Origin of the sequence: Escherichia sp. Marseille-Q3837 (assembly GCF_916618735.1) — a bacterium.
In the GTDB taxonomy this organism is placed as follows: Bacteria; Pseudomonadota; Gammaproteobacteria; order Enterobacterales; family Enterobacteriaceae; genus Escherichia; species Escherichia ruysiae.
In genome coordinates this window covers 2835375-2853602 of sequence record NZ_CAKAKC010000001.1, presented here as the reverse complement: position 1 = coordinate 2853602, position 18228 = coordinate 2835375, and the positions used below count along the sequence as shown (strand labels likewise).

Below are 18228 nucleotides of genomic sequence, written 5' to 3'. Positions count from 1 at the left end.
GAGACTATGTACAGCGCAAAAGGCACCCAGGCCTATGCCCAAATTGGCGTCGAAAGCGCCGTAATGAGCGCCAGCCAACAACAATTGGTCACCATGCTGTTTGACGGCGTGTTGAGCGCACTGGTAAGAGCGCGCCTGTTTATGCAGGACAACAATCAGGAAGGAAAAGGCGTCTCTTTGTCAAAAGCGATCAGCATTATTGATAACGGGCTGAGGATCGGTCTTGACGAAGAAAGCCAGGACGAATTAACCCAGAATTTGATAGCCCTGTATAGCTATATGATCAGGCGTTTGCTGCAAGCCAATTTACGCAACGATGTCTCCGCAGTCGAAGAAGTGGAAACGTTGATGCGTAACCTTGCCGATGCCTGGAAAGAGTCTTTACTCTCCCCTTCTTTGATTCAGGATCCTGTCTGATGAACCACGCACCGCACTTGTATTTTGCCTGGCAACAACTCGTCGAAAAAAGCCAACTCATGTTACGCCTGGCGACAGAAGGACGATGGAATGAACTCATCGCCAGCGAAATGGAATATGTCAATGCGGTGCAAAAGATCGCACACCTAACGGAAGAAACGGAACCCTCTACCATGATACAGGAGCAACTCAGACCGCTGCTGCGCCTCGTTCTGGAAAACGAAAACAAAGTAAAACAGTTATTGCAGATTCGGATGGATGAACTGGCGAAACTGGTCGGTCAGTCATCAATGCAAAAATCTGTGTTAAGCGCCTACGGTGATCAGGGGGGCTACGTGCTGGCGCCGCAGGAAAACCTCTTTTGACGCTTAAAAAGATGATGGCTCGCGAATAATCCGATTACGGCTACGCTTCTAATGTTCCCCTTGAGTGGAGTCGAAGAATGCGTAATCCCACGCTGTTGCAATGTTTTCACTGGTATTACCCGGAAGGCGGCAAGCTCTGGCCTGAACTGGCCGAGCGCGCCGACGGTTTTAATGATATTGGTATCAATATGATCTGGCTGCCACCAGCCTATAAAGGCGCATCGGGCGGGTATTCGGTCGGCTACGACTCCTACGATTTATTTGATTTAGGCGAGTTTGATCAAAAAGGCAGCATCCCCACCAAATATGGCGATAAAGCACAACTGCTGGCCGCCATTGATGCACTCAAACGCAATGACATTGCGGTACTGCTGGACGTGGTCGTCAACCACAAAATGGGCGCAGATGAAAAAGAAGCCATTCGCGTACAGCGCGTCAATGCTGACGATCGCACGCAAATTGATGATGAAATCATTGAGTGCGAAGGCTGGACGCGTTACACCTTTCCCGCTCGTGGCGGGCAATACTCGCAGTTTATCTGGGATTTCAAATGTTTTAGCGGTATCGACCATATCGAAAACCCAAACGAAGACGGTATCTTTAAAATCGTCAACGACTACACCGGCGAAGGCTGGAACGACCAGGTTGATGATGAGCTTGGTAATTTTGACTATCTGATGGGCGAAAATATCGACTTTCGCAACCATGCCGTTACGGAAGAGCTCAAATACTGGGCGCGCTGGGTGATGGAGCAAACGCAATGCGACGGTTTTCGTCTCGACGCAGTAAAACATATTCCGGCCTGGTTTTATAAAGAGTGGATCGAACACGTGCAGGAAGTCGCGCCAAAGCCGCTATTTATTGTGGCGGAATACTGGTCGCGCGAAGTTGATAAGCTGCAAACGTATATTGATCAAGTTGAAGGCAAAACCATGCTGTTTGATGCGCCGCTACAGATGAAATTTCACGAAGCATCACGCATGGGGCGCGACTACGACATGACGCAGATTTTCACCGGTACGCTGGTGGAAGCCGATCCTTTCCATGCTGTTACGCTGGTCGCCAATCACGACACCCAACCGTTACAAGCCCTTGAAGCGCCGGTTGAACCGTGGTTTAAACCGCTGGCTTATGCCCTGATTTTGCTGCGGGAAAATGGCGTCCCTTCCGTGTTCTACCCTGATTTGTACGGTGCTCATTACGAAGATGTCGGCGGTGACGGACAAACTTATCCGATAGATATGCCGATAATCGAACAGCTTGATGAGTTGATTCTCGCCCGCCAGCGTTTCGCCCACGGAGTACAGACGTTATTTTTCGACCATCCGAACTGTATTGCGTTTAGTCGCAGCGGTACTGACGAATATCCTGGCTGCGTGGTGGTCATGTCAAACGGCGACGATGGCGAAAAAACCATTAATCTGGGGGAGAATTACGGCAATAAAACCTGGCGCGACTTTCTGGGTAATCGACAAGAGAGCGTAGTAACCGATGAAAATGGCGAAGCGACCTTCTTTTGCAACGGCGGTAGCGTCAGTGTGTGGGTTATCGAAGAGGTGATTTAAAACCGATCACTGAAAATACACTCATCGTTATTGCGGGGGCGCTACAGTTCCAGACCCGATAAGCTTGCGCATCGGGCACTTTTTTTGACATAAAAATCCCCCAGCGCCAGGGGGATTTCATTACGGTAGTGGCGTCGGCAACGGCGCTTTTTCCAGCACGGCAGCACATTCAGCCGTCGGTCGATTCACGCGTTCCATTGTCATGCCGTCATATTCGATAGTGTTACCGTCACGTTCAATTTCATATAGCTCACGTTTGACAGTAACGTTAGTGAGATCATCCGATATCAGCGTCAACTTACCCGGTAAAGCAATCACCCGCTGCCACTGACGACAATCCAGCGTATCCCCCTGTTTAGTAACAATCAGGCTACCTATCGCTTCAGGGCTGACCAGAGCACGTTGTGGCCCTTTGGTCTGCCAGTAGCCCGCCAGCCACTCTGGCGCGGGTGCTTTCACAACATTGTTATAATTTTCAACTTCGGCACAGCCAGCCAGCAGCATAAGTGCGCCTGCAATTGCGAGTTTTTTCATCATTCATCCTGCATGAGAAGAAAAGAGGATTGTGGCATTAATGCCTTGATGCTGCCAGCCTTTCCAGACCCAAGGTGAAATTTGATCTAACCATTATTTTTGTGAATTATTGACCCGAAAATAAATTTACATGGTGTATGATTCGCAGCTCTTGTTACAAACCTTCTGAGTTCAGAGGCTACATACATGTCATGGCAGCAATTCAAGCAAGCCTGGTTGATTAAATTCTGGGCCCCCATCCCCGCAGTCATCGCGGCGGGTATTCTCTCCACTTATTATTTTGGCATCACCGGCACCTTTTGGGCAGTTACGGGTGAATTTACCCGCTGGGGCGGTCAGCTCCTGCAACTGTTTGGCGTCCATGCTGAAGAGTGGGGTTATTTTAAAATAATCCATCTGGAAGGATCGCCATTAACCCGCATCGACGGAATGATGATTCTGGGTATGTTTGGCGGCTGTTTTGCCGCTGCTCTGTGGGCCAACAACGTTAAATTACGTATGCCGCGCAGCCGTATCCGCATTATGCAGGCCATTATTGGCGGTATTATCGCCGGTTTCGGCGCACGTCTGGCGATGGGCTGTAACCTGGCTGCGTTCTTCACCGGTATTCCGCAGTTCTCGTTGCACGCCTGGTTCTTTGCTATCGCCACCGCCATCGGCTCATGGTTTGGTGCGCGCTTTACCCTACTGCCGATGTTCCGCATCCCGGTAAAAATGCAGAAAGTCTCTGCCGCATCACCGCTAACACAAAAACCGGATCAGGCACGGCGTCGCTTCCGCCTCGGTATGCTGGTATTTTTCGGTATGCTGGGCTGGGCGCTGCTGACAGCAATGAATCAACCGAAGCTGGGGTTGGCTATGCTATTTGGCGTCGGCTTTGGCTTACTGATTGAACGCGCGCAAATCTGCTTTACCTCGGCGTTCCGCGATATGTGGATCACCGGACGAACCCATATGGCGAAAGCGATCATTATCGGTATGGCGGTGAGTGCCATCGGTATTTTCAGTTATGTACAGTTAGGCGTAGAACCGAAAATAATGTGGGCAGGTCCGAACGCTGTCATTGGTGGGTTACTGTTTGGTTTTGGTATTGTTCTGGCAGGCGGCTGTGAAACTGGCTGGATGTACCGCGCGGTGGAAGGCCAGGTGCACTACTGGTGGGTTGGCCTGGGCAACGTTATCGGCTCGACGATTCTGGCTTATTACTGGGATGATTTCGCCCCGGCGCTGGCAACCGACTGGGACAAAATCAACCTGCTGAAAACCTTTGGCCCAATGGGCGGCCTGCTGGTGACATATTTGATGCTGTTCGCTGCGTTAATGTTGGTTATCGGCTGGGAGAAACGCTTCTTCCGCCGTGCGGCGCCGCAGACTGCTAAGGAGATCGCATGAAAAATATCGTACCTGATTACCGTCTAGATATGGTGGGCGAACCCTGCCCTTATCCGGCGGTCGCTACTCTTGAGGCGATGCCGCAGTTAAAGAAAGGTGAGATCCTCGAAGTGGTCAGCGATTGCCCGCAGTCAATTAACAATATTCCGCTGGATGCACGTAATCACGGCTATACCGTACTGGATATCCAGCAAGACGGGCCGACCATTCGTTATTTGATTCAAAAGTAATCTTTTCTCCCGCTGTTTCAGGCAGCGGGAGTGTCTATGCTACAAATGCTCTGCTGTAGAGGCAGAGAAAAGTACGCGATATATCAGACAAATATTTTCAAGGATTTATGGCAATCCTGAAATGAACTAGTGATGAAGCATCTCATCCACAATTTCTTTCGTCTGTAACTGATAAGGATAATAAGTTGGCCAGTTATCCATCTCTTCAAGTAATTGCTGTTGTGACGTATTGCCCATAAATATATGGAAATGAGAGGATTTCCGGGGGGCAATAATATGATCGCTAAACTGCACAAACTTAGGTGCTTTACTGGCAGGATCACGGCACTCAAACAGATAACGAACCCCTTTTTTTCCTGATTTATATGTCAATATCTTGAATCCACTATAATTATATTTACAGGAAGTCACCTCCTCCCCTCTGTGGAACTCCATAACACCATTTTCGATACCGATAGTGTCAATATCCGTCGTATATCCCTGCTGATAATAGGACTTAATATCCGCAAATGATTTACCCGGTTCTTTTTTTGCTTTCATTTCAAAAACAGGATCAAGGTCACCACTTTGAAGCAAGGGGTATACCGATTGCCAAATACCATCCCAGTCAGTGAGTGACCTGTCTTTCACGTTATCATCATCAAAAATACCCTTTGCTGCTTTTTGTTCTATTTCTGTCAGTGGTGCCCCATGCGAATGATGCCCATGAGCAAGTGCATAGTTGCCAGTCAATAGTAACCCCAGCGCAAAAGCCAATTTATTAACAACCATCATCCAGTTTATCCTCCCGCTTCAACATTCATTAGATGTTATAACATAACATTTTGCGAGTGCAATACTGAAGAACGAATAGCAAAACCTAACCAGACACACGCATCATAACCCTATATTTAGTACGTCTTTGTCACCCGCATTAAGTCATCGGATCTGATTGAAGGAATAGCACCAATCATGCAAACTACAAACTCTCACAACTAACAAGAGATTATTCCCTCTGATGGATCAGGTTGCTATTTTCCAAAAGATGTTTGAGCAAGTGAGAACGGAGCTAAACTTTTCCTGGTTTTACACAGAGTTAAAACGTCATCATATTGCGCATTACATTTACTATCTTGCTACAGATAACATTAGGATCGTCACACACGATGACAAGGTGTTGTTAATAAGAGGAAGCAGAAATCTATTAAAAGTCAGTGCCACTAAGAACCCTGAGCAAGTAATAAAAGCAGCCCGGACTCACATTTCCAGAAAGTCTACTTTTCGGGAATATTGTATAACGCTCGCGAATGCGGGTGTCTTCCGGTGGGTTACTGACGTTAATGATAATAAACGTCGTTACTATTCCATCGATAATACACTCTTATATATTGAAGATGTTGAAAACAATAAACCCTTAATTTAAGTGTATTAGCTCATCTCAGATCTGACAGTTATCCGTTATTTTTCCAGGTATCTGTCAGATTATCTCTTCCCTGACACCACTCACACGCCATAGCAACTTCCAGGCGGGAGGCTCATGGAAAATATCTGTCAAAAATTGTTATATTATAACAACGGTAGTTTTTCCATGACTGAGGAGAACACACATGAAAATCAATGGGGTAAGTAAAGCCATTTTTCTTTTTGCACTGCTAACCTCAACGGCCTCTGCCGCTGGCAAGGACGTTAATGTTGAGTTCAGGAAGGGGCATAATAGTGCGCAGTACTCAGGAGAGATAAAGGGATACGATTACGACACATATAACTTCTATGCCCAAAAAGGCCAGAAGGTGCACGTCAGCATCTCCAATGAGGGAGCTGATATTGTCCTCTTTGGGCCCGGAATCAGCGATTCGGTTGATCTCTCCAGATACTCTCCCGAGCTTGATGACAACGGTCAGTACATCCTTCCCGCTTCCGGTAAATATGAGCTAAGGGTGCTTCAAACCCGCAATGACGCTCGTAAAAACAAGGCTAAAAAATACAGCGTCAACATACAGATTAAGTAAACAGAGAACGACGGGGCTATCCCCGTCATTACTTTCCTGTACTTGAAAATGACTGTCAGTAACAGACAGGAGCTGGCTGTGACACGGTTTCCCCCCATATCACACCTGCTGGCGCGAGCGACAAATCCGCGCCCTGTTTACGCGTTAAATACTTGCTGCTTTAACCGTCTGAATAGCGTGGGGGTATATCGGTAAGTGTTACCTGAAAATACGATTAATTTTATGGTTTAAACCTTTTTTAGTTATTAGTAAGATACATGCGCTTCCAAAAAAGCTGGGAAATTCAACAACTCTTGGAAAATTTTTGGCCTTGTCCCGCGGCTCCAATCCGACAGCCGCGTTTCTTTTCACTATCTAATCCATCGCTAACTTACGAACTTTGCCTTCACACATTCAAACACGGAATACAAAAGATCGGCTGCACGGGAGAAGAAAGTCTGGATTGTATCCAGTGCAAATCGTTGAGGATGGCAGAAAACCATCAGGAGCAGGTATCAGAAATTGGGTGCGTTTGCCCCATCCATGCCCCACGCTGTGGGATCGGATGTCATTAAACAAGCACAGTCAACAAGTTAAAATCTACACCTGCATGGACATCACTTCCTGGTACGCTGCCACCAGCTTATTACGCACCTGAATCCCCATTTGCATCGAAACCGACGCTTTTTGCATATCGGCCATCACATCGTTTAGCGCCACGCCGGGTTCGCCGAGGGTGAATTTTTCTGCCTGCGTGCGCGCGGCGGTTTGCGTATCGCTTATGCGATCGAGCGCGGCATGAAGCTGTCCGGCAAAACTGATTGTGGGTTGCGACAGTGGCTGCTGGACACGCGCACTCATTGCCGTGGCCTGTAACTGGCTGATAACCCCTTCGATCCCTTGTATGGCTGACATACTCATCTCCCAAATAGTTTCTGGTAGCAGAGCCTATCAGCAAGTCAATAAGATAAAGGCGTTAAATAACGATAAAAAAACGGGTTAATTGGGGCATAGAAAAAAATAAAACCACAAATAATGAGGCCGTTAATTTTTCGAGTGTGCTGACCCGGGAGTGCGTCTTGTTCCACTTTGCCAATACCGCCGTCTATCATCTGCCGCGAGGTGCGCGATGAATACGACCGCAGCCCAGACAAAATCTCTTGAGTGGCTCAATCGCCTGCGCGCGAATCCGAGAATTCCCCTGATTGTTGCTGGTTCCGCTGCGGTGGCAGTGATAGTCGCGTTAATTCTGTGGGCAAAAGCCCCTGATTACCGCACGTTATTCAGCAATCTTTCCGATCAGGATGGTGGCGCAATCGTCAGCCAACTGACGCAAATGAATATTCCTTACCGCTTCAGCGAAGCCAGCGGCGCGATTGAAGTTCCGGCCGATAAAGTTCACGAGCTGCGTCTGCGTCTGGCGCAGCAAGGCTTACCTAAAGGCGGTGCAGTTGGATTTGAACTGCTCGATCAGGAAAAATTTGGCATCAGCCAGTTCAGTGAACAGGTGAATTATCAGCGGGCGCTGGAAGGCGAGCTTTCCCGTACCATCGAAACTATTGGCCCGGTAAAAGGGGCGCGCGTGCATCTGGCGATGCCAAAACCCTCTTTATTTGTTCGTGAACAAAAATCTCCTTCGGCATCAGTGACGGTAAATTTGTTGCCAGGCCGCGCGCTGGATGAAGGGCAAATTAGCGCCATTGTACATCTGGTTTCCAGCGCGGTTGCCGGTCTACCACCAGGAAATGTCACGCTGGTGGATCAGGGCGGACATCTGTTAACCCAATCCAACACCAGCGGGCGTGACCTTAATGACGTCCAGTTGAAATATGCCAGCGATGTCGAAGGACGCATTCAGCGGCGTATTGAAGCGATCCTGTCGCCTATTGTCGGCAACGGCAATATTCACGCCCAGGTAACGGCACAACTGGACTTCGCCAGTAAAGAGCAAACAGAAGAACAGTATCGCCCTAACGGCAACGAATCACAGGCGGCGCTCCGCTCACGCCAGCTTAATGAGAGCGAGCAAAGCGGTTCCGGTTATCCGGGCGGCGTACCGGGTGCGTTGTCGAATCAGCCAGCGCCTGCGAATAACGCACCAATCAGTACGCCTCCGGCAAATCAAAATAATCGCCAGCAGCAGGCGAGCACCACCAGCAATAGTGGACCGCGTAGCACGCAGCGTAATGAAACCAGTAACTACGAAGTCGATCGCACCATTCGTCATACCAAGATGAACGTGGGCGATGTGCAACGCTTATCCGTTGCGGTAGTGGTGAATTACAAAACGTTGCCAGATGGAAAACCGTTGCCTCTCAGCACCGAACAGATGAAGCAGATTGAAGATCTGACCCGCGAAGCGATGGGCTTTTCGGAAAAACGCGGCGACTCGCTCAATGTCGTCAACTCGCCATTCAATAGCAGTGACGAAAGCGGTGGAGAACTACCATTCTGGCAACAGCAGGCATTTATCGATCAGTTGCTGGCTGCCGGGCGCTGGTTGCTGGTGCTGCTGGTGGCGTGGCTGCTGTGGCGTAAAGCGGTACGCCCACAGCTAACACGTCGCACCGAGACGATGAAAGCTGTACAGCAACAGGCACAGAGCCGCGCGGAAGAGGAAGATGCGGTAGAAGTCCGCCTGAGCAAAGACGAACAACTACAGCAACGCCGCACTAACCAACGTCTGGGAGCTGAAGTAATGAGCCAGCGTATCCGTGACATGTCTGATAACGATCCGCGCGTGGTGGCGCTGGTCATTCGCCAGTGGATAAACAACGATCATGAGTAACCTGACAGGCACCGAAAAGAGCGTCATCCTGCTAATGACCATTGGCGAAGACCGGGCGGCAGAGGTTTTCAAACATCTCTCCCAGCGCGAAGTGCAAACCCTGAGTGCGGCGATGGCAAACGTCACGCAGATCTCCAATAAGCAGTTAACGGATGTGCTGGCAGAGTTTGAGCAAGAAGCTGAACAGTTCGCGGCACTGAATATCAACGCCAACGATTACCTACGTTCGGTGCTGGTCAAAGCCCTTGGTGAAGAGCGTGCCGCCAGCCTGCTGGAAGATATCCTCGAAACTCGCGATACCGCCAGTGGTATTGAGACACTCAACTTTATGGAACCGCAGAGCGCCGCCGATCTGATCCGCGATGAGCATCCGCAGATTATCGCCACCATTCTGGTGCATCTGAAGCGCGCCCAGGCCGCTGATATTCTGGCGTTGTTCGATGAACGTCTGCGCCACGACGTGATGTTGCGTATTGCGACCTTTGGCGGCGTACAGCCTGCCGCGCTGGCGGAACTGACCGAAGTACTCAATGGCCTTCTCGACGGTCAGAATCTCAAACGCAGCAAAATGGGCGGCGTGAGAACGGCAGCCGAGATTATCAACCTGATGAAAACCCAGCAGGAAGAAGCGGTTATTACCGCCGTGCGTGAATTTGACGGTGAGCTGGCGCAGAAGATCATCGACGAGATGTTCCTGTTCGAAAATCTGGTGGATGTCGATGATCGCAGCATCCAGCGCCTGTTGCAGGAAGTGGATTCAGAATCGCTGCTGATCGCCCTGAAAGGTGCCGAGCAGCCACTGCGCGAGAAATTCCTGCGCAATATGTCGCAGCGTGCCGCCGATATACTGCGCGACGATCTCGCCAATCGTGGTCCGGTGCGTCTGTCGCAGGTCGAGAACGAACAGAAAGCGATTCTGCTGATTGTGCGCCGTCTTGCCGAAACCGGCGAGATGGTGATTGGCAGCGGCGAGGATACCTATGTCTGATAATCTGCCGTGGAAAACCTGGACACCGGACGATCTTGCGCCGCCGCAGGCGGTGTTTGTACCCATGGTCGAGCCAGAAGAGAGCATTCCTGAAGAGGCCGACCCCAACCTTGAGCAACAACTGGCGCAACTGCAAATGCAGGCCCATGAGCAAGGTTATCAGGCGGGAATTACCGAAGGTCGCCAGCAAGGCCACGAACAAGGCTATCAGGAAGGGATCGCTCAGGGGCTGGAACAAGGACTGGCGCAAGCAAAATCCCAGCAAGCGCCGATTCATGCCCGGATGCAGCAACTGGTCAGCGAATTTCAAACCACGCTTGATGCGCTTGATAGTGTGATTGCTTCGCGCCTGATGCAGATGGCGCTGGAGGCGGCGCGTCAGGTGATCGGTCAGACGCCAACGGTGGACAATGCGGCGTTGATTAAGCAGATCCAGCAGTTGTTACAGCAAGAACCGTTATTCAGCGGCAAACCGCAGCTGCGCGTACACCCGGACGATCTGCAACGCATCGATGAAATGCTCGGCGCAACCTTAGGTTTGCATGGCTGGCGCTTGCGGGGCGATCCGACACTCCATCCCGGCGGCTGCAAAGTCTCCGCCGATGAAGGCGATCTCGACGCCAGTGTCGCCACTCGCTGGCAAGAACTCTGCCGTCTGGCAGCGCCGGGAGTAGTGTAATGACCACGCGCCTGACACGCTGGCTAACCACACTGGACAACTTTGAAGCCAAAATGGCGCAGTTGCCTGCGGTGCGTCGCTACGGGCGATTAACCCGCGCCACCGGGCTGGTGCTGGAAGCTACCGGATTGCAATTGCCGCTCGGCGCAACCTGTGTGATTGAACGCCAGAACGGCACTGAAACTCACGAAGTAGAAAGCGAAGTGGTTGGCTTTAATGGTCAACGACTGTTTTTAATGCCACTGGAGGAAGTGGAAGGCGTACTACCTGGCGCACGCGTTTATGCCAAAAATATCTCCGGCGATGGCCTGCAAAGCGGCAAACAGTTGCCGCTCGGTTCGGCGTTATTAGGTCGCGTTCTGGACGGCAGCGGTAAACCGCTCGATGGCCTCCCCTCCCCCGATACGACTGAAACCGGTGCGCTGATTACCCCGCCGTTTAACCCGTTACAACGCACACCGATTGAACATGTGCTGGACACGGGCGTGCGTCCTATCAATGCCCTGCTTACCGTCGGGCGCGGGCAGCGTATGGGGCTGTTTGCCGGTTCCGGCGTCGGTAAAAGTGTGCTGCTGGGAATGATGGCACGTTACACCCGCGCTGATGTGATTGTCGTGGGTTTGATTGGCGAGCGTGGGCGCGAAGTAAAAGATTTTATTGAGAATATCCTCGGTGCTGAAGGACGTGCACGCTCAGTGGTGATTGCCGCACCGGCAGATGTTTCCCCACTTCTGCGAATGCAGGGTGCCGCCTATGCCACGCGCATTGCCGAGGATTTTCGCGATCGTGGTCAGCATGTGTTGCTGATTATGGACTCCCTCACCCGCTACGCGATGGCTCAGCGTGAGATTGCGCTGGCGATTGGCGAACCGCCAGCCACCAAAGGTTATCCGCCGTCGGTATTCGCCAAATTACCGGCACTGGTCGAGCGTGCCGGAAACGGCATCAGCGGCGGCGGCTCGATTACCGCGTTTTATACCGTGCTCACCGAAGGCGATGACCAGCAGGATCCGATTGCTGACTCCGCGCGGGCAATCCTCGACGGTCACATTGTGCTGTCTCGCCGACTGGCGGAAGCCGGGCACTATCCAGCTATCGATATTGAAGCGTCGATCAGCCGTGCAATGACGGCGTTAATCAGCGAGCAACATTATGCGCGAGTGCGCACATTCAAACAGTTGTTGTCGAGCTTTCAGCGTAATCGCGATCTGGTCAGTGTCGGCGCTTACGCCAAAGGCAGCGATCCAATGCTCGATAAAGCCATCGCCCTGTGGCCGCAGCTGGAGGGCTATTTGCAACAAGGTATTTTTGAACGCGCGGACTGGGAAGACTCTCTTCAGGGGCTGGAACGTATTTTTCCGACAGTGTGACTACGCAGGAGATAACAGCAGATGGCAGAACATGGCGCACTGGCGACCCTGAAAGATCTGGCAGAAAAAGAGGTGGATAACGCCGCACGTCTGTTGGGTGAAATGCGTCGCGGATGTCAGCAGGCAGAAGAACAACTCAAAATGCTGATCGATTATCAGAATGAATATCGAAACAACCTGAATAGCGATATGAGTGCCGGGATGACCAGCAACCGCTGGATCAACTATCAGCAGTTTATTCAGACGCTGGAAAAAGCCATTACCCAGCATCACCAGCAACTCACGCAGTGGACACAAAAAGTTGATGTTGCCCTGAATAACTGGCGGGAGAAAAAACAACGTTTGCAGGCCTGGCAGACACTACAGGAACGGCAATCCACGGCGGCGCTACTGGCAGAAAACCGCCTCGATCAGAAAAAGATGGATGAGTTCGCCCAGCGCGCCGCCATGAGGAAACCAGAATGATTCGCTTAGCGCCCTTGATTACCGCTGACGTTGACACCTCCGCATTGCCCGGCGGCAAAGCCAGTGATGTCGCTCAAGATTTTCTCGCATTGTTGAGCGGGGCATTAGCAGACGATACAACAACCGACAAAGCTGCGATCCAATTGCTGGTGGCAACAAATAAACCTGCCACAAAAGGCGAACCGCTGGTGAGTGATATTCTTTCTGATGCGCAACAAGCGGATTTACTGCTCCCTGTGGATGATACACCGCCAGTCGTTAATGACGAACACGCCACATCAACACCGTTAACCGCCGCTCAGGCGATGACGCTGGCAGCGGTGTCAGACAAAAACGCAGTAAAAGACGAAAAAGCGGATGATCTTAATGAAGACGTCACCGCAAGCCTGAGCGCCCTTTTCGCGATGTTACCGGGTTTTGACAATACACCCAAAGTGACTAATACGCCGTCAACCGTGTTACCGACAGAGAAGCCAACGCTCTTCACAAAACTGACTTCTGCGCAACTCACCACAGCACAGACTGACGACGCCCCTGGCGCTCCAACTCAGCCATTAACACCGCTGATTGCTGAAGCCCAGAGTAAAGCGGAAGTCATCAGCACGCCATCGCCGGTGACCGCTGCCGCCAGTCCGCTAATCACTTCGCACCAGACGCAGCCACTGCCCACCGTCGCAGCGCCTGTTTTGAGTGCACCGCTGGGTTCTCACGAATGGCAACAATCATTAAGCCAGCATATTTCGCTGTTTACCCGTCAGGGACAACAAAGTGCCGAGCTGCGTTTGCATCCGCAGGATTTAGGCGAGGTGCAAATCTCCCTTAAGGTGGATGACAACCAGGCGCAAATCCAGATGGTTTCGCCGCATCAGCACGTTCGCGCGGCACTGGAGGCGGCTCTGCCAGCACTGCGCACACAACTGGCAGAAAGCGGTATTCAGTTAGGACAGAGCAATATCAGCGGCGAGAGTTTTAACGGTCAGCAGCAGGCCGCGTCCCAGCAACAGCAAAGTCCGCGCACAACAAGCCATGAACACCTGGCTGTCGAAGATGACGATGCACTGCCGGTTCCCGCCTCTTTACAAGGGCGTGCAACAGGCAATAGCGGCGTTGATATTTTCGCCTAACGTCAGAGGTGGCACCGTAATCCACGTCTTTTCCACGCTTTGCCGCGCTTAAGACACAGGATAATTAGCCGATAAGCAGTAGCGACACAGGAAGACCGCAACACATGACTGATTACGCGATAAGCAAGAAAAGCAAGCGATCGCTTTGGCTCCCGATCCTGGTATTTATTACTCTCGCGGCCTGCGCCAGCGCGGGTTACAGCTACTGGCATTCGCGTCAGGCTGCTACTGACGACAAAGCACAGCAACACGTCGTACTCTCACCTGTCTTCTATGCACTGGACACTTTTACGGTCAATCTGGGCGAAGCGGATCGCGTGCTTTATATCGGCATAACACTGCGACTGAAAGATGAAGCCACCCGTTCGCGCCTGAGCGAGTATTTGCCGGAAGTCCGCAGTCGCTTGCTGTTACTGTTTTCGCGCCAGGATGCCGCCGTGCTGGCAACTGAAGAAGGCAAGCAAAAGCTGATTGCCGCAATTAAAGCCACACTCTCCACCCCGCTCGTTGCCGGGCAACCGAAACAGGATGTCACCGACGTGCTGTATACCGCTTTTATTCTGCGATAACGACATGGGCGATAGTATTCTTTCTCAAGCTGAAATTGATGCGCTGTTGAATGGCGACAGCGAGGTCAAAGACGAACCGACAACCAGTGCTGGCGGCGAAAGTGATATTCGTCCGTACGATCCCAATACCCAACGACGGGTTGTGCGCGAACGTTTGCAGGCGCTGGAAATCATTAATGAGCGTTTTGCCCGTCATTTCCGCATGGGGCTGTTTAACCTGCTGCGCCGTAGCCCGGACATTACCGTCGGGGCGATCCGCATTCAGCCGTATCATGAATTTGCCCGCAACCTGCCGGTGCCGACCAACCTGAACCTTATCCATCTGAAACCGCTGCGCGGCACCGGGCTGGTGGTGTTCTCGCCAAGTCTGGTGTTTATCGCCGTGGATAACCTGTTTGGCGGTGATGGTCGCTTCCCGACCAAAGTAGAAGGTCGCGAGTTTACGCATACCGAACAGCGCGTCATCAACCGCATGTTGAAGCTGGCACTTGAAGGCTATAGCGACGCCTGGAAGGCGATTAATCCGCTGGAAGTAGAGTACGTGCGTTCCGAAATGCAGGTGAAATTTACCAATATCACCACCTCGCCGAACGACATTGTGGTTAACACGCCTTTTCATGTCGAAATTGGCAACCTGACCGGCGAATTTAATATCTGCCTGCCATTCAGCATGATCGAGCCGCTACGGGAATTGTTGGTTAACCCGCCGCTGGAAAACTCGCGTAATGAAGATCAGAACTGGCGCGATAACCTGGTGCGTCAGGTGCAGCACTCACAGCTGGAACTGGTCGCCAACTTTGCCGATATATCGCTGCGCCTGTCGCAGATTTTGAAACTGAAACCCGGCGATGTCCTGCCGATAGAAAAACCCGATCGCATCATCGCCCATGTTGACGGCGTTCCGGTACTGACCAGCCAGTACGGCACCATCAACGGTCAATATGCGTTACGGATAGAACATTTGATTAACCCGATTTTGAATTCTCTGAACGAGGAACAGCCCAAATGAGTGACTTGAATAATCCGGCCGATGACAACAACGGCGCAATGGACGATCTGTGGGCTGAAGCGTTGAGCGAACAAAAATCAACAAGCGGCAAAAGCGCGACTGAAGCCGTGTTCCAGCAGCTTGGCGGCGGCGACGTCAGTGGAACATTGCAGGATATCGACCTGATTATGGATATTCCGGTTAAGCTGACCGTCGAGCTGGGTCGCACACGTATGACCATCAAAGAGCTGTTACGTCTGACGCAAGGGTCAGTCGTGGCGCTGGACGGTCTGGCGGGCGAACCGCTGGATATTCTGATCAACGGCTATTTAATCGCCCAGGGCGAAGTGGTGGTCGTTGCCGATAAATACGGCGTGCGGATCACCGATATCATTACCCCGTCTGAGCGAATGCGCCGCCTGAGCCGTTAGTGATGAATAACCACGCCACTGTGCAATCTTCTGCGCCAGTTTCCACCGCGCCGCTCCTTCAGGTGAGTGGCGCACTGATTGCCATTATTGTCCTGATCCTCGCTGCTGCCTGGCTGGTAAAACGGCTGGGATTTGCCCCTAAACGCACTGGCGTTAACGGTCTGAAAATTAGCGCCAGCGCCTCGCTGGGCGCGCGTGAACGGGTCGTGGTGGTCGATGTGGACGATGCGCGGCTGGTGCTCGGCGTTACCGCAGGGCAAATCAATTTGCTGCATAAACTTCCCCCTTCAGCACCCACAGAAGAGATACCACAGGCCGATTTTCAGTCGGTCATGAAAAACTTGCTCAAGCGTAGCGGGAGATCCTGATGCGTCGTTTGTTGTCTGTCGCGCCGGTTCTTCTCTGGCTGGTTACGCCCCTCGCGTTCGCGCAACTGCCTGGTATCACCAGCCAGCCGCTACCTGGCGGTGGACAAAGCTGGTCGCTCCCGGTGCAGACGCTGGTGTTCATCACCTCATTGACGTTTATTCCGGCGATTTTACTGATGATGACCAGCTTCACCCGCATCATCATTGTTTTTGGTTTATTACGTAACGCGCTGGGAACGCCCTCCGCGCCGCCCAACCAGGTATTGCTGGGGCTGGCGCTGTTTTTGACCTTTTTTATTATGTCTCCGGTGATCGACAAAATTTATGTCGATGCATACCAGCCATTCAGCGAAGAGAAAATCTCCATGCAGGAGGCGCTGGAAAAAGGGGCGCCGCCGCTGCGTGAATTTATGCTGCGTCAGACCCGCGAGGCGGATTTAGGGTTGTTTGCCAGACTGGCGAATACTGGCCCGTTGCAGGGACCGGAGGCTGTGCCGATGCGCATTTTGCTCCCGGCCTACGTGACCAGCGAGTTAAAAACCGCATTCCAGATAGGCTTCACGATTTTCATTCCTTTTTTGATTATCGATCTGGTGATTGCCAGCGTTTTGATGGCGTTGGGGATGATGATGGTTCCACCCGCCACCATTGCTCTGCCCTTTAAACTGATGCTGTTTGTGCTGGTGGATGGCTGGCAATTGCTTGTCGGTTCGCTGGCGCAGAGCTTTTACAGCTAGAGAGGCAAAATGACACCCGAATCGGTCATGATGATGGGGACAGAAGCGATGAAAGTCGCGCTGGCGCTGGCTGCCCCGCTGCTGCTGGTGGCGCTGGTCACTGGCCTTATCATCAGCATTTTGCAGGCTGCCACGCAGATTAACGAAATGACGCTGTCGTTTATTCCGAAAATTATCGCCGTATTTATCGCCATTATTATTGCCGGACCGTGGATGCTCAACCTGTTGCTGGATTACGTCCGCACCTTGTTCACTAACCTGCCGTATATCATCGGGTAACCCGTACTATGTTGCAGGTGACAAGCGATCAATGGCTTTCCTGGTTAAGCCTGTATTTCTGGCCATTACTGCGCGTGCTGGCGCTCATTTCTACCGCGCCCATTTTGAGCGAACGCAGCGTGCCGAAACGGGTGAAACTGGGTCTCGCAATGATGATCACGTTCGCCATAGCTCCGGCATTACCTGCCAACGATGTTTCCATTTTTTCGTTTAATGCCCTGTGGCTGGCAATGCAGCAGATCCTGATTGGCATTGCGCTTGGCTTTACCATGCAATTTGCCTTTGCCGCTGTACGAACCGCAGGCGAAATTATCGGTCTGCAAATGGGGCTGTCATTTGCGACGTTTGTGGATCCTGGTAGCCATCTCAATATGCCCGTCTTAGCGCGCATCATGGATATGCTGGCGTTACTGCTGTTCCTGACATTTAACGGTCATTTATGGTTGATTTCGCTGCTGGTCGATACCTTTCACACCCTGCCGATTGGTGGCGAACCGCTTAACAGCAATGCTTTTCTGGCACTCACCAAAGCGGGAAGTTTGATTTTTCTCAACGGATTTATGCTGGCATTACCGCTTATTACCCTGCTGCTGACGCTGAATCTGGCGCTGGGATTGCTTAATCGTATGGCTCCGCAATTATCAATTTTCGTTATCGGTTTTCCATTAACGCTGACGGTCGGCATTTCATTAATGGCAGCATTAATGCCGTTAATTGCTCCATTTTGCGAACATTTATTTAGTGAAATTTTTAATTTACTGGCGGACATTATTAGCGAATTTCCAGCAATATGATTCCATAATGTTTATCGTGTTATCCTAAGGATTATCTGAAAAATAAAATCAGACAACATCTTCCAGGATACTCCTGTGGCGAAATATTTGTTTTAAGCTCACTCACATATCGCAACATTTACTTTACTTTAAGACAATTCCAGGCAAATTATACAACACTTTACGGGATAGTAAGTCC

The 18228-nt window shown here is 51.4% G+C and carries 23 protein-coding genes; 20 read left to right on the top strand and 3 right to left on the bottom strand.

The window, feature by feature from the left end; translation table 11 throughout:
* Positions 1-6: 6 nt before the first annotated feature.
* The 3 genes from fliS to amyA all read left to right on the top strand — a co-directional run bounded on the left by fliS (position 7) and on the right by amyA (position 2347).
* Positions 7-417: a flagellar export chaperone FliS gene (gene fliS / locus LG381_RS13595; protein WP_000286600.1), complete on the top strand. Its 411-nt coding sequence runs from the start codon at positions 7-9 to the stop codon at positions 415-417.
* On the top strand, positions 417-782 hold the full coding sequence (fliT, locus tag LG381_RS13590) for a flagella biosynthesis regulatory protein FliT (RefSeq protein WP_225762541.1): 366 nt from the start codon (positions 417-419) through the stop codon (positions 780-782). Before fliS ends, fliT begins: the two co-directional genes overlap by 1 nt.
* Before the next feature lie 77 nt (positions 783-859).
* Complete coding sequence (gene amyA / locus LG381_RS13585; protein WP_001245675.1) at positions 860-2347, top strand: alpha-amylase; 1488 nt, start codon at positions 860-862, stop codon at positions 2345-2347.
* A gap of 120 nt (positions 2348-2467) precedes the next feature.
* Here the strand turns inward: amyA and yedD are convergent, their stop codons facing one another.
* Positions 2468-2881 (bottom strand): lipoprotein YedD, encoded by a 414-nt coding sequence (yedD, locus tag LG381_RS13580; protein ID WP_010346797.1) that lies wholly within the window; start codon positions 2879-2881, stop codon positions 2468-2470.
* Positions 2882-3067: 186 nt separating this feature from the next.
* Between yedD and yedE the strand changes: the two genes are divergently transcribed.
* Both yedE and yedF read left to right on the top strand, forming a co-directional pair.
* A complete protein-coding gene (gene yedE, locus LG381_RS13575; RefSeq protein ID WP_000118927.1) occupies positions 3068-4273 on the top strand; it encodes a selenium metabolism membrane protein YedE/FdhT in 1206 nt (401 codons plus the stop codon).
* The gene (gene yedF, locus LG381_RS13570) at positions 4270-4503 is read left to right on the top strand and encodes a sulfurtransferase-like selenium metabolism protein YedF (RefSeq protein WP_000790504.1); all 234 of its coding nucleotides are present in this window, start codon (positions 4270-4272) and stop codon (positions 4501-4503) included. Before yedE ends, yedF begins: the two co-directional genes overlap by 4 nt.
* A gap of 126 nt (positions 4504-4629) precedes the next feature.
* On the opposite strand, the gene zinT is transcribed toward yedF, so the two are convergent.
* Complete coding sequence (zinT, locus tag LG381_RS13565) at positions 4630-5277, bottom strand: metal-binding protein ZinT (RefSeq protein WP_000989853.1); 648 nt, start codon at positions 5275-5277, stop codon at positions 4630-4632.
* Between the two features lie 223 nt (positions 5278-5500).
* On the opposite strand from zinT, the gene LG381_RS13560 reads away from it, so the two are divergent.
* On the top strand, positions 5501-5905 hold the full coding sequence (locus LG381_RS13560; protein ID WP_000373062.1) for a DUF1398 domain-containing protein: 405 nt from the start codon (positions 5501-5503) through the stop codon (positions 5903-5905).
* 184 nt (positions 5906-6089) lie between these two features.
* Positions 6090-6491, top strand: coding sequence for a g-type lysoyme inhibitor PliG (gene pliG, locus LG381_RS13555; protein WP_000700153.1), 402 nt, complete (start codon positions 6090-6092; stop codon positions 6489-6491).
* Positions 6492-7070: 579 nt separating this feature from the next.
* On the opposite strand, the gene fliE is transcribed toward pliG, so the two are convergent.
* On the bottom strand, positions 7071-7385 hold the full coding sequence (gene fliE, locus LG381_RS13550) for a flagellar hook-basal body complex protein FliE (RefSeq protein WP_024165182.1): 315 nt from the start codon (positions 7383-7385) through the stop codon (positions 7071-7073).
* A 214-nt stretch (positions 7386-7599) separates the two neighbouring features.
* On the opposite strand from fliE, the gene fliF reads away from it, so the two are divergent.
* The 13 genes from fliF to fliR all read left to right on the top strand — a co-directional run bounded on the left by fliF (position 7600) and on the right by fliR (position 18050).
* Positions 7600-9258, top strand: a complete 1659-nt coding sequence (gene fliF, locus LG381_RS13545) for a flagellar basal-body MS-ring/collar protein FliF (protein WP_225762540.1) — start codon at positions 7600-7602, stop codon at positions 9256-9258.
* Positions 9251-10246, top strand: a complete 996-nt coding sequence (fliG, locus tag LG381_RS13540) for a flagellar motor switch protein FliG (protein WP_000067966.1) — start codon at positions 9251-9253, stop codon at positions 10244-10246. Before fliF ends, fliG begins: the two co-directional genes overlap by 8 nt.
* Positions 10239-10925, top strand: a complete 687-nt coding sequence (fliH, locus tag LG381_RS13535) for a flagellar assembly protein FliH (protein WP_225762539.1) — start codon at positions 10239-10241, stop codon at positions 10923-10925. The genes fliG and fliH overlap by 8 nt, the downstream gene beginning before the upstream one ends.
* Positions 10925-12295, top strand: coding sequence for a flagellar protein export ATPase FliI (gene fliI / locus LG381_RS13530; RefSeq protein WP_000213313.1), 1371 nt, complete (start codon positions 10925-10927; stop codon positions 12293-12295). The genes fliH and fliI overlap by 1 nt, the downstream gene beginning before the upstream one ends.
* Positions 12296-12316: 21 nt before the next feature.
* The gene (gene fliJ, locus LG381_RS13525; protein ID WP_000807573.1) at positions 12317-12760 is read left to right on the top strand and encodes a flagellar export protein FliJ; all 444 of its coding nucleotides are present in this window, start codon (positions 12317-12319) and stop codon (positions 12758-12760) included.
* Positions 12757-13884: a flagellar hook-length control protein FliK gene (locus tag LG381_RS13520; RefSeq protein WP_225762538.1), complete on the top strand. Its 1128-nt coding sequence runs from the start codon at positions 12757-12759 to the stop codon at positions 13882-13884. Before fliJ ends, LG381_RS13520 begins: the two co-directional genes overlap by 4 nt.
* Positions 13885-13988: 104 nt before the next feature.
* Positions 13989-14453 carry a flagellar basal body-associated protein FliL gene (fliL, locus tag LG381_RS13515; RefSeq protein ID WP_000133127.1) on the top strand — a complete coding sequence of 155 codons (465 nt, stop codon included), beginning with the start codon at positions 13989-13991 and terminating at the stop codon, positions 14451-14453.
* Positions 14454-14457: 4 nt separating this feature from the next.
* A complete protein-coding gene (gene fliM, locus LG381_RS13510; protein ID WP_010346990.1) occupies positions 14458-15462 on the top strand; it encodes a flagellar motor switch protein FliM in 1005 nt (334 codons plus the stop codon).
* Entirely contained in the window at positions 15459-15872 is a 414-nt protein-coding gene (gene fliN / locus LG381_RS13505) for a flagellar motor switch protein FliN (protein ID WP_001281690.1), read from the top strand. The genes fliM and fliN overlap by 4 nt, the downstream gene beginning before the upstream one ends.
* A 2-nt stretch (positions 15873-15874) precedes the next feature.
* Positions 15875-16240, top strand: a complete 366-nt coding sequence (fliO, locus tag LG381_RS13500) for a flagellar biosynthetic protein FliO (protein ID WP_010351023.1) — start codon at positions 15875-15877, stop codon at positions 16238-16240.
* Entirely contained in the window at positions 16240-16977 is a 738-nt protein-coding gene (fliP, locus tag LG381_RS13495) for a flagellar type III secretion system pore protein FliP (RefSeq protein ID WP_225762537.1), read from the top strand. The genes fliO and fliP overlap by 1 nt, the downstream gene beginning before the upstream one ends.
* A gap of 9 nt (positions 16978-16986) precedes the next feature.
* Positions 16987-17256: a flagellar biosynthesis protein FliQ gene (gene fliQ / locus LG381_RS13490; RefSeq protein WP_000187358.1), complete on the top strand. Its 270-nt coding sequence runs from the start codon at positions 16987-16989 to the stop codon at positions 17254-17256.
* A gap of 8 nt (positions 17257-17264) precedes the next feature.
* Entirely contained in the window at positions 17265-18050 is a 786-nt protein-coding gene (gene fliR, locus LG381_RS13485; RefSeq protein ID WP_000942311.1) for a flagellar biosynthetic protein FliR, read from the top strand.
* Positions 18051-18228 lie beyond the last annotated feature (178 nt).

Excerpts from the sequence above, each read along its gene's own strand:
- fliG (WP_000067966.1), top strand. The coding sequence starts at position 9,251 with ATGAGTAACCTGACAGGCACCGAAAAGAGCGTCATCCTGCTAATGACC.
- zinT (WP_000989853.1), bottom strand. The coding sequence starts at position 5,277 with ATGATGGTTGTTAATAAATTGGCTTTTGCGCTGGGGTTACTATTGACT.
- fliJ (WP_000807573.1), top strand. The coding sequence starts at position 12,317 with ATGGCAGAACATGGCGCACTGGCGACCCTGAAAGATCTGGCAGAAAAA.
- LG381_RS13560 (WP_000373062.1), top strand. The coding sequence starts at position 5,501 with ATGGATCAGGTTGCTATTTTCCAAAAGATGTTTGAGCAAGTGAGAACG.
- fliE (WP_024165182.1), bottom strand. The coding sequence starts at position 7,385 with ATGTCAGCCATACAAGGGATCGAAGGGGTTATCAGCCAGTTACAGGCC.
- fliO (WP_010351023.1), top strand. The coding sequence starts at position 15,875 with ATGAATAACCACGCCACTGTGCAATCTTCTGCGCCAGTTTCCACCGCG.
- fliF (WP_225762540.1), top strand. The coding sequence starts at position 7,600 with ATGAATACGACCGCAGCCCAGACAAAATCTCTTGAGTGGCTCAATCGC.
- LG381_RS13520 (WP_225762538.1), top strand. The coding sequence starts at position 12,757 with ATGATTCGCTTAGCGCCCTTGATTACCGCTGACGTTGACACCTCCGCA.
- fliQ (WP_000187358.1), top strand. The coding sequence starts at position 16,987 with ATGACACCCGAATCGGTCATGATGATGGGGACAGAAGCGATGAAAGTC.
- fliP (WP_225762537.1), top strand. The coding sequence starts at position 16,240 with ATGCGTCGTTTGTTGTCTGTCGCGCCGGTTCTTCTCTGGCTGGTTACG.
- fliS (WP_000286600.1), top strand. The coding sequence starts at position 7 with ATGTACAGCGCAAAAGGCACCCAGGCCTATGCCCAAATTGGCGTCGAA.
- fliM (WP_010346990.1), top strand. The coding sequence starts at position 14,458 with ATGGGCGATAGTATTCTTTCTCAAGCTGAAATTGATGCGCTGTTGAAT.
- fliL (WP_000133127.1), top strand. The coding sequence starts at position 13,989 with ATGACTGATTACGCGATAAGCAAGAAAAGCAAGCGATCGCTTTGGCTC.
- pliG (WP_000700153.1), top strand. The coding sequence starts at position 6,090 with ATGAAAATCAATGGGGTAAGTAAAGCCATTTTTCTTTTTGCACTGCTA.
- yedD (WP_010346797.1), bottom strand. The coding sequence starts at position 2,881 with ATGAAAAAACTCGCAATTGCAGGCGCACTTATGCTGCTGGCTGGCTGT.
- amyA (WP_001245675.1), top strand. The coding sequence starts at position 860 with ATGCGTAATCCCACGCTGTTGCAATGTTTTCACTGGTATTACCCGGAA.
- fliR (WP_000942311.1), top strand. The coding sequence starts at position 17,265 with ATGTTGCAGGTGACAAGCGATCAATGGCTTTCCTGGTTAAGCCTGTAT.
- fliH (WP_225762539.1), top strand. The coding sequence starts at position 10,239 with ATGTCTGATAATCTGCCGTGGAAAACCTGGACACCGGACGATCTTGCG.
- fliI (WP_000213313.1), top strand. The coding sequence starts at position 10,925 with ATGACCACGCGCCTGACACGCTGGCTAACCACACTGGACAACTTTGAA.
- yedF (WP_000790504.1), top strand. The coding sequence starts at position 4,270 with ATGAAAAATATCGTACCTGATTACCGTCTAGATATGGTGGGCGAACCC.
- fliT (WP_225762541.1), top strand. The coding sequence starts at position 417 with ATGAACCACGCACCGCACTTGTATTTTGCCTGGCAACAACTCGTCGAA.
- yedE (WP_000118927.1), top strand. The coding sequence starts at position 3,068 with ATGTCATGGCAGCAATTCAAGCAAGCCTGGTTGATTAAATTCTGGGCC.
- fliN (WP_001281690.1), top strand. The coding sequence starts at position 15,459 with ATGAGTGACTTGAATAATCCGGCCGATGACAACAACGGCGCAATGGAC.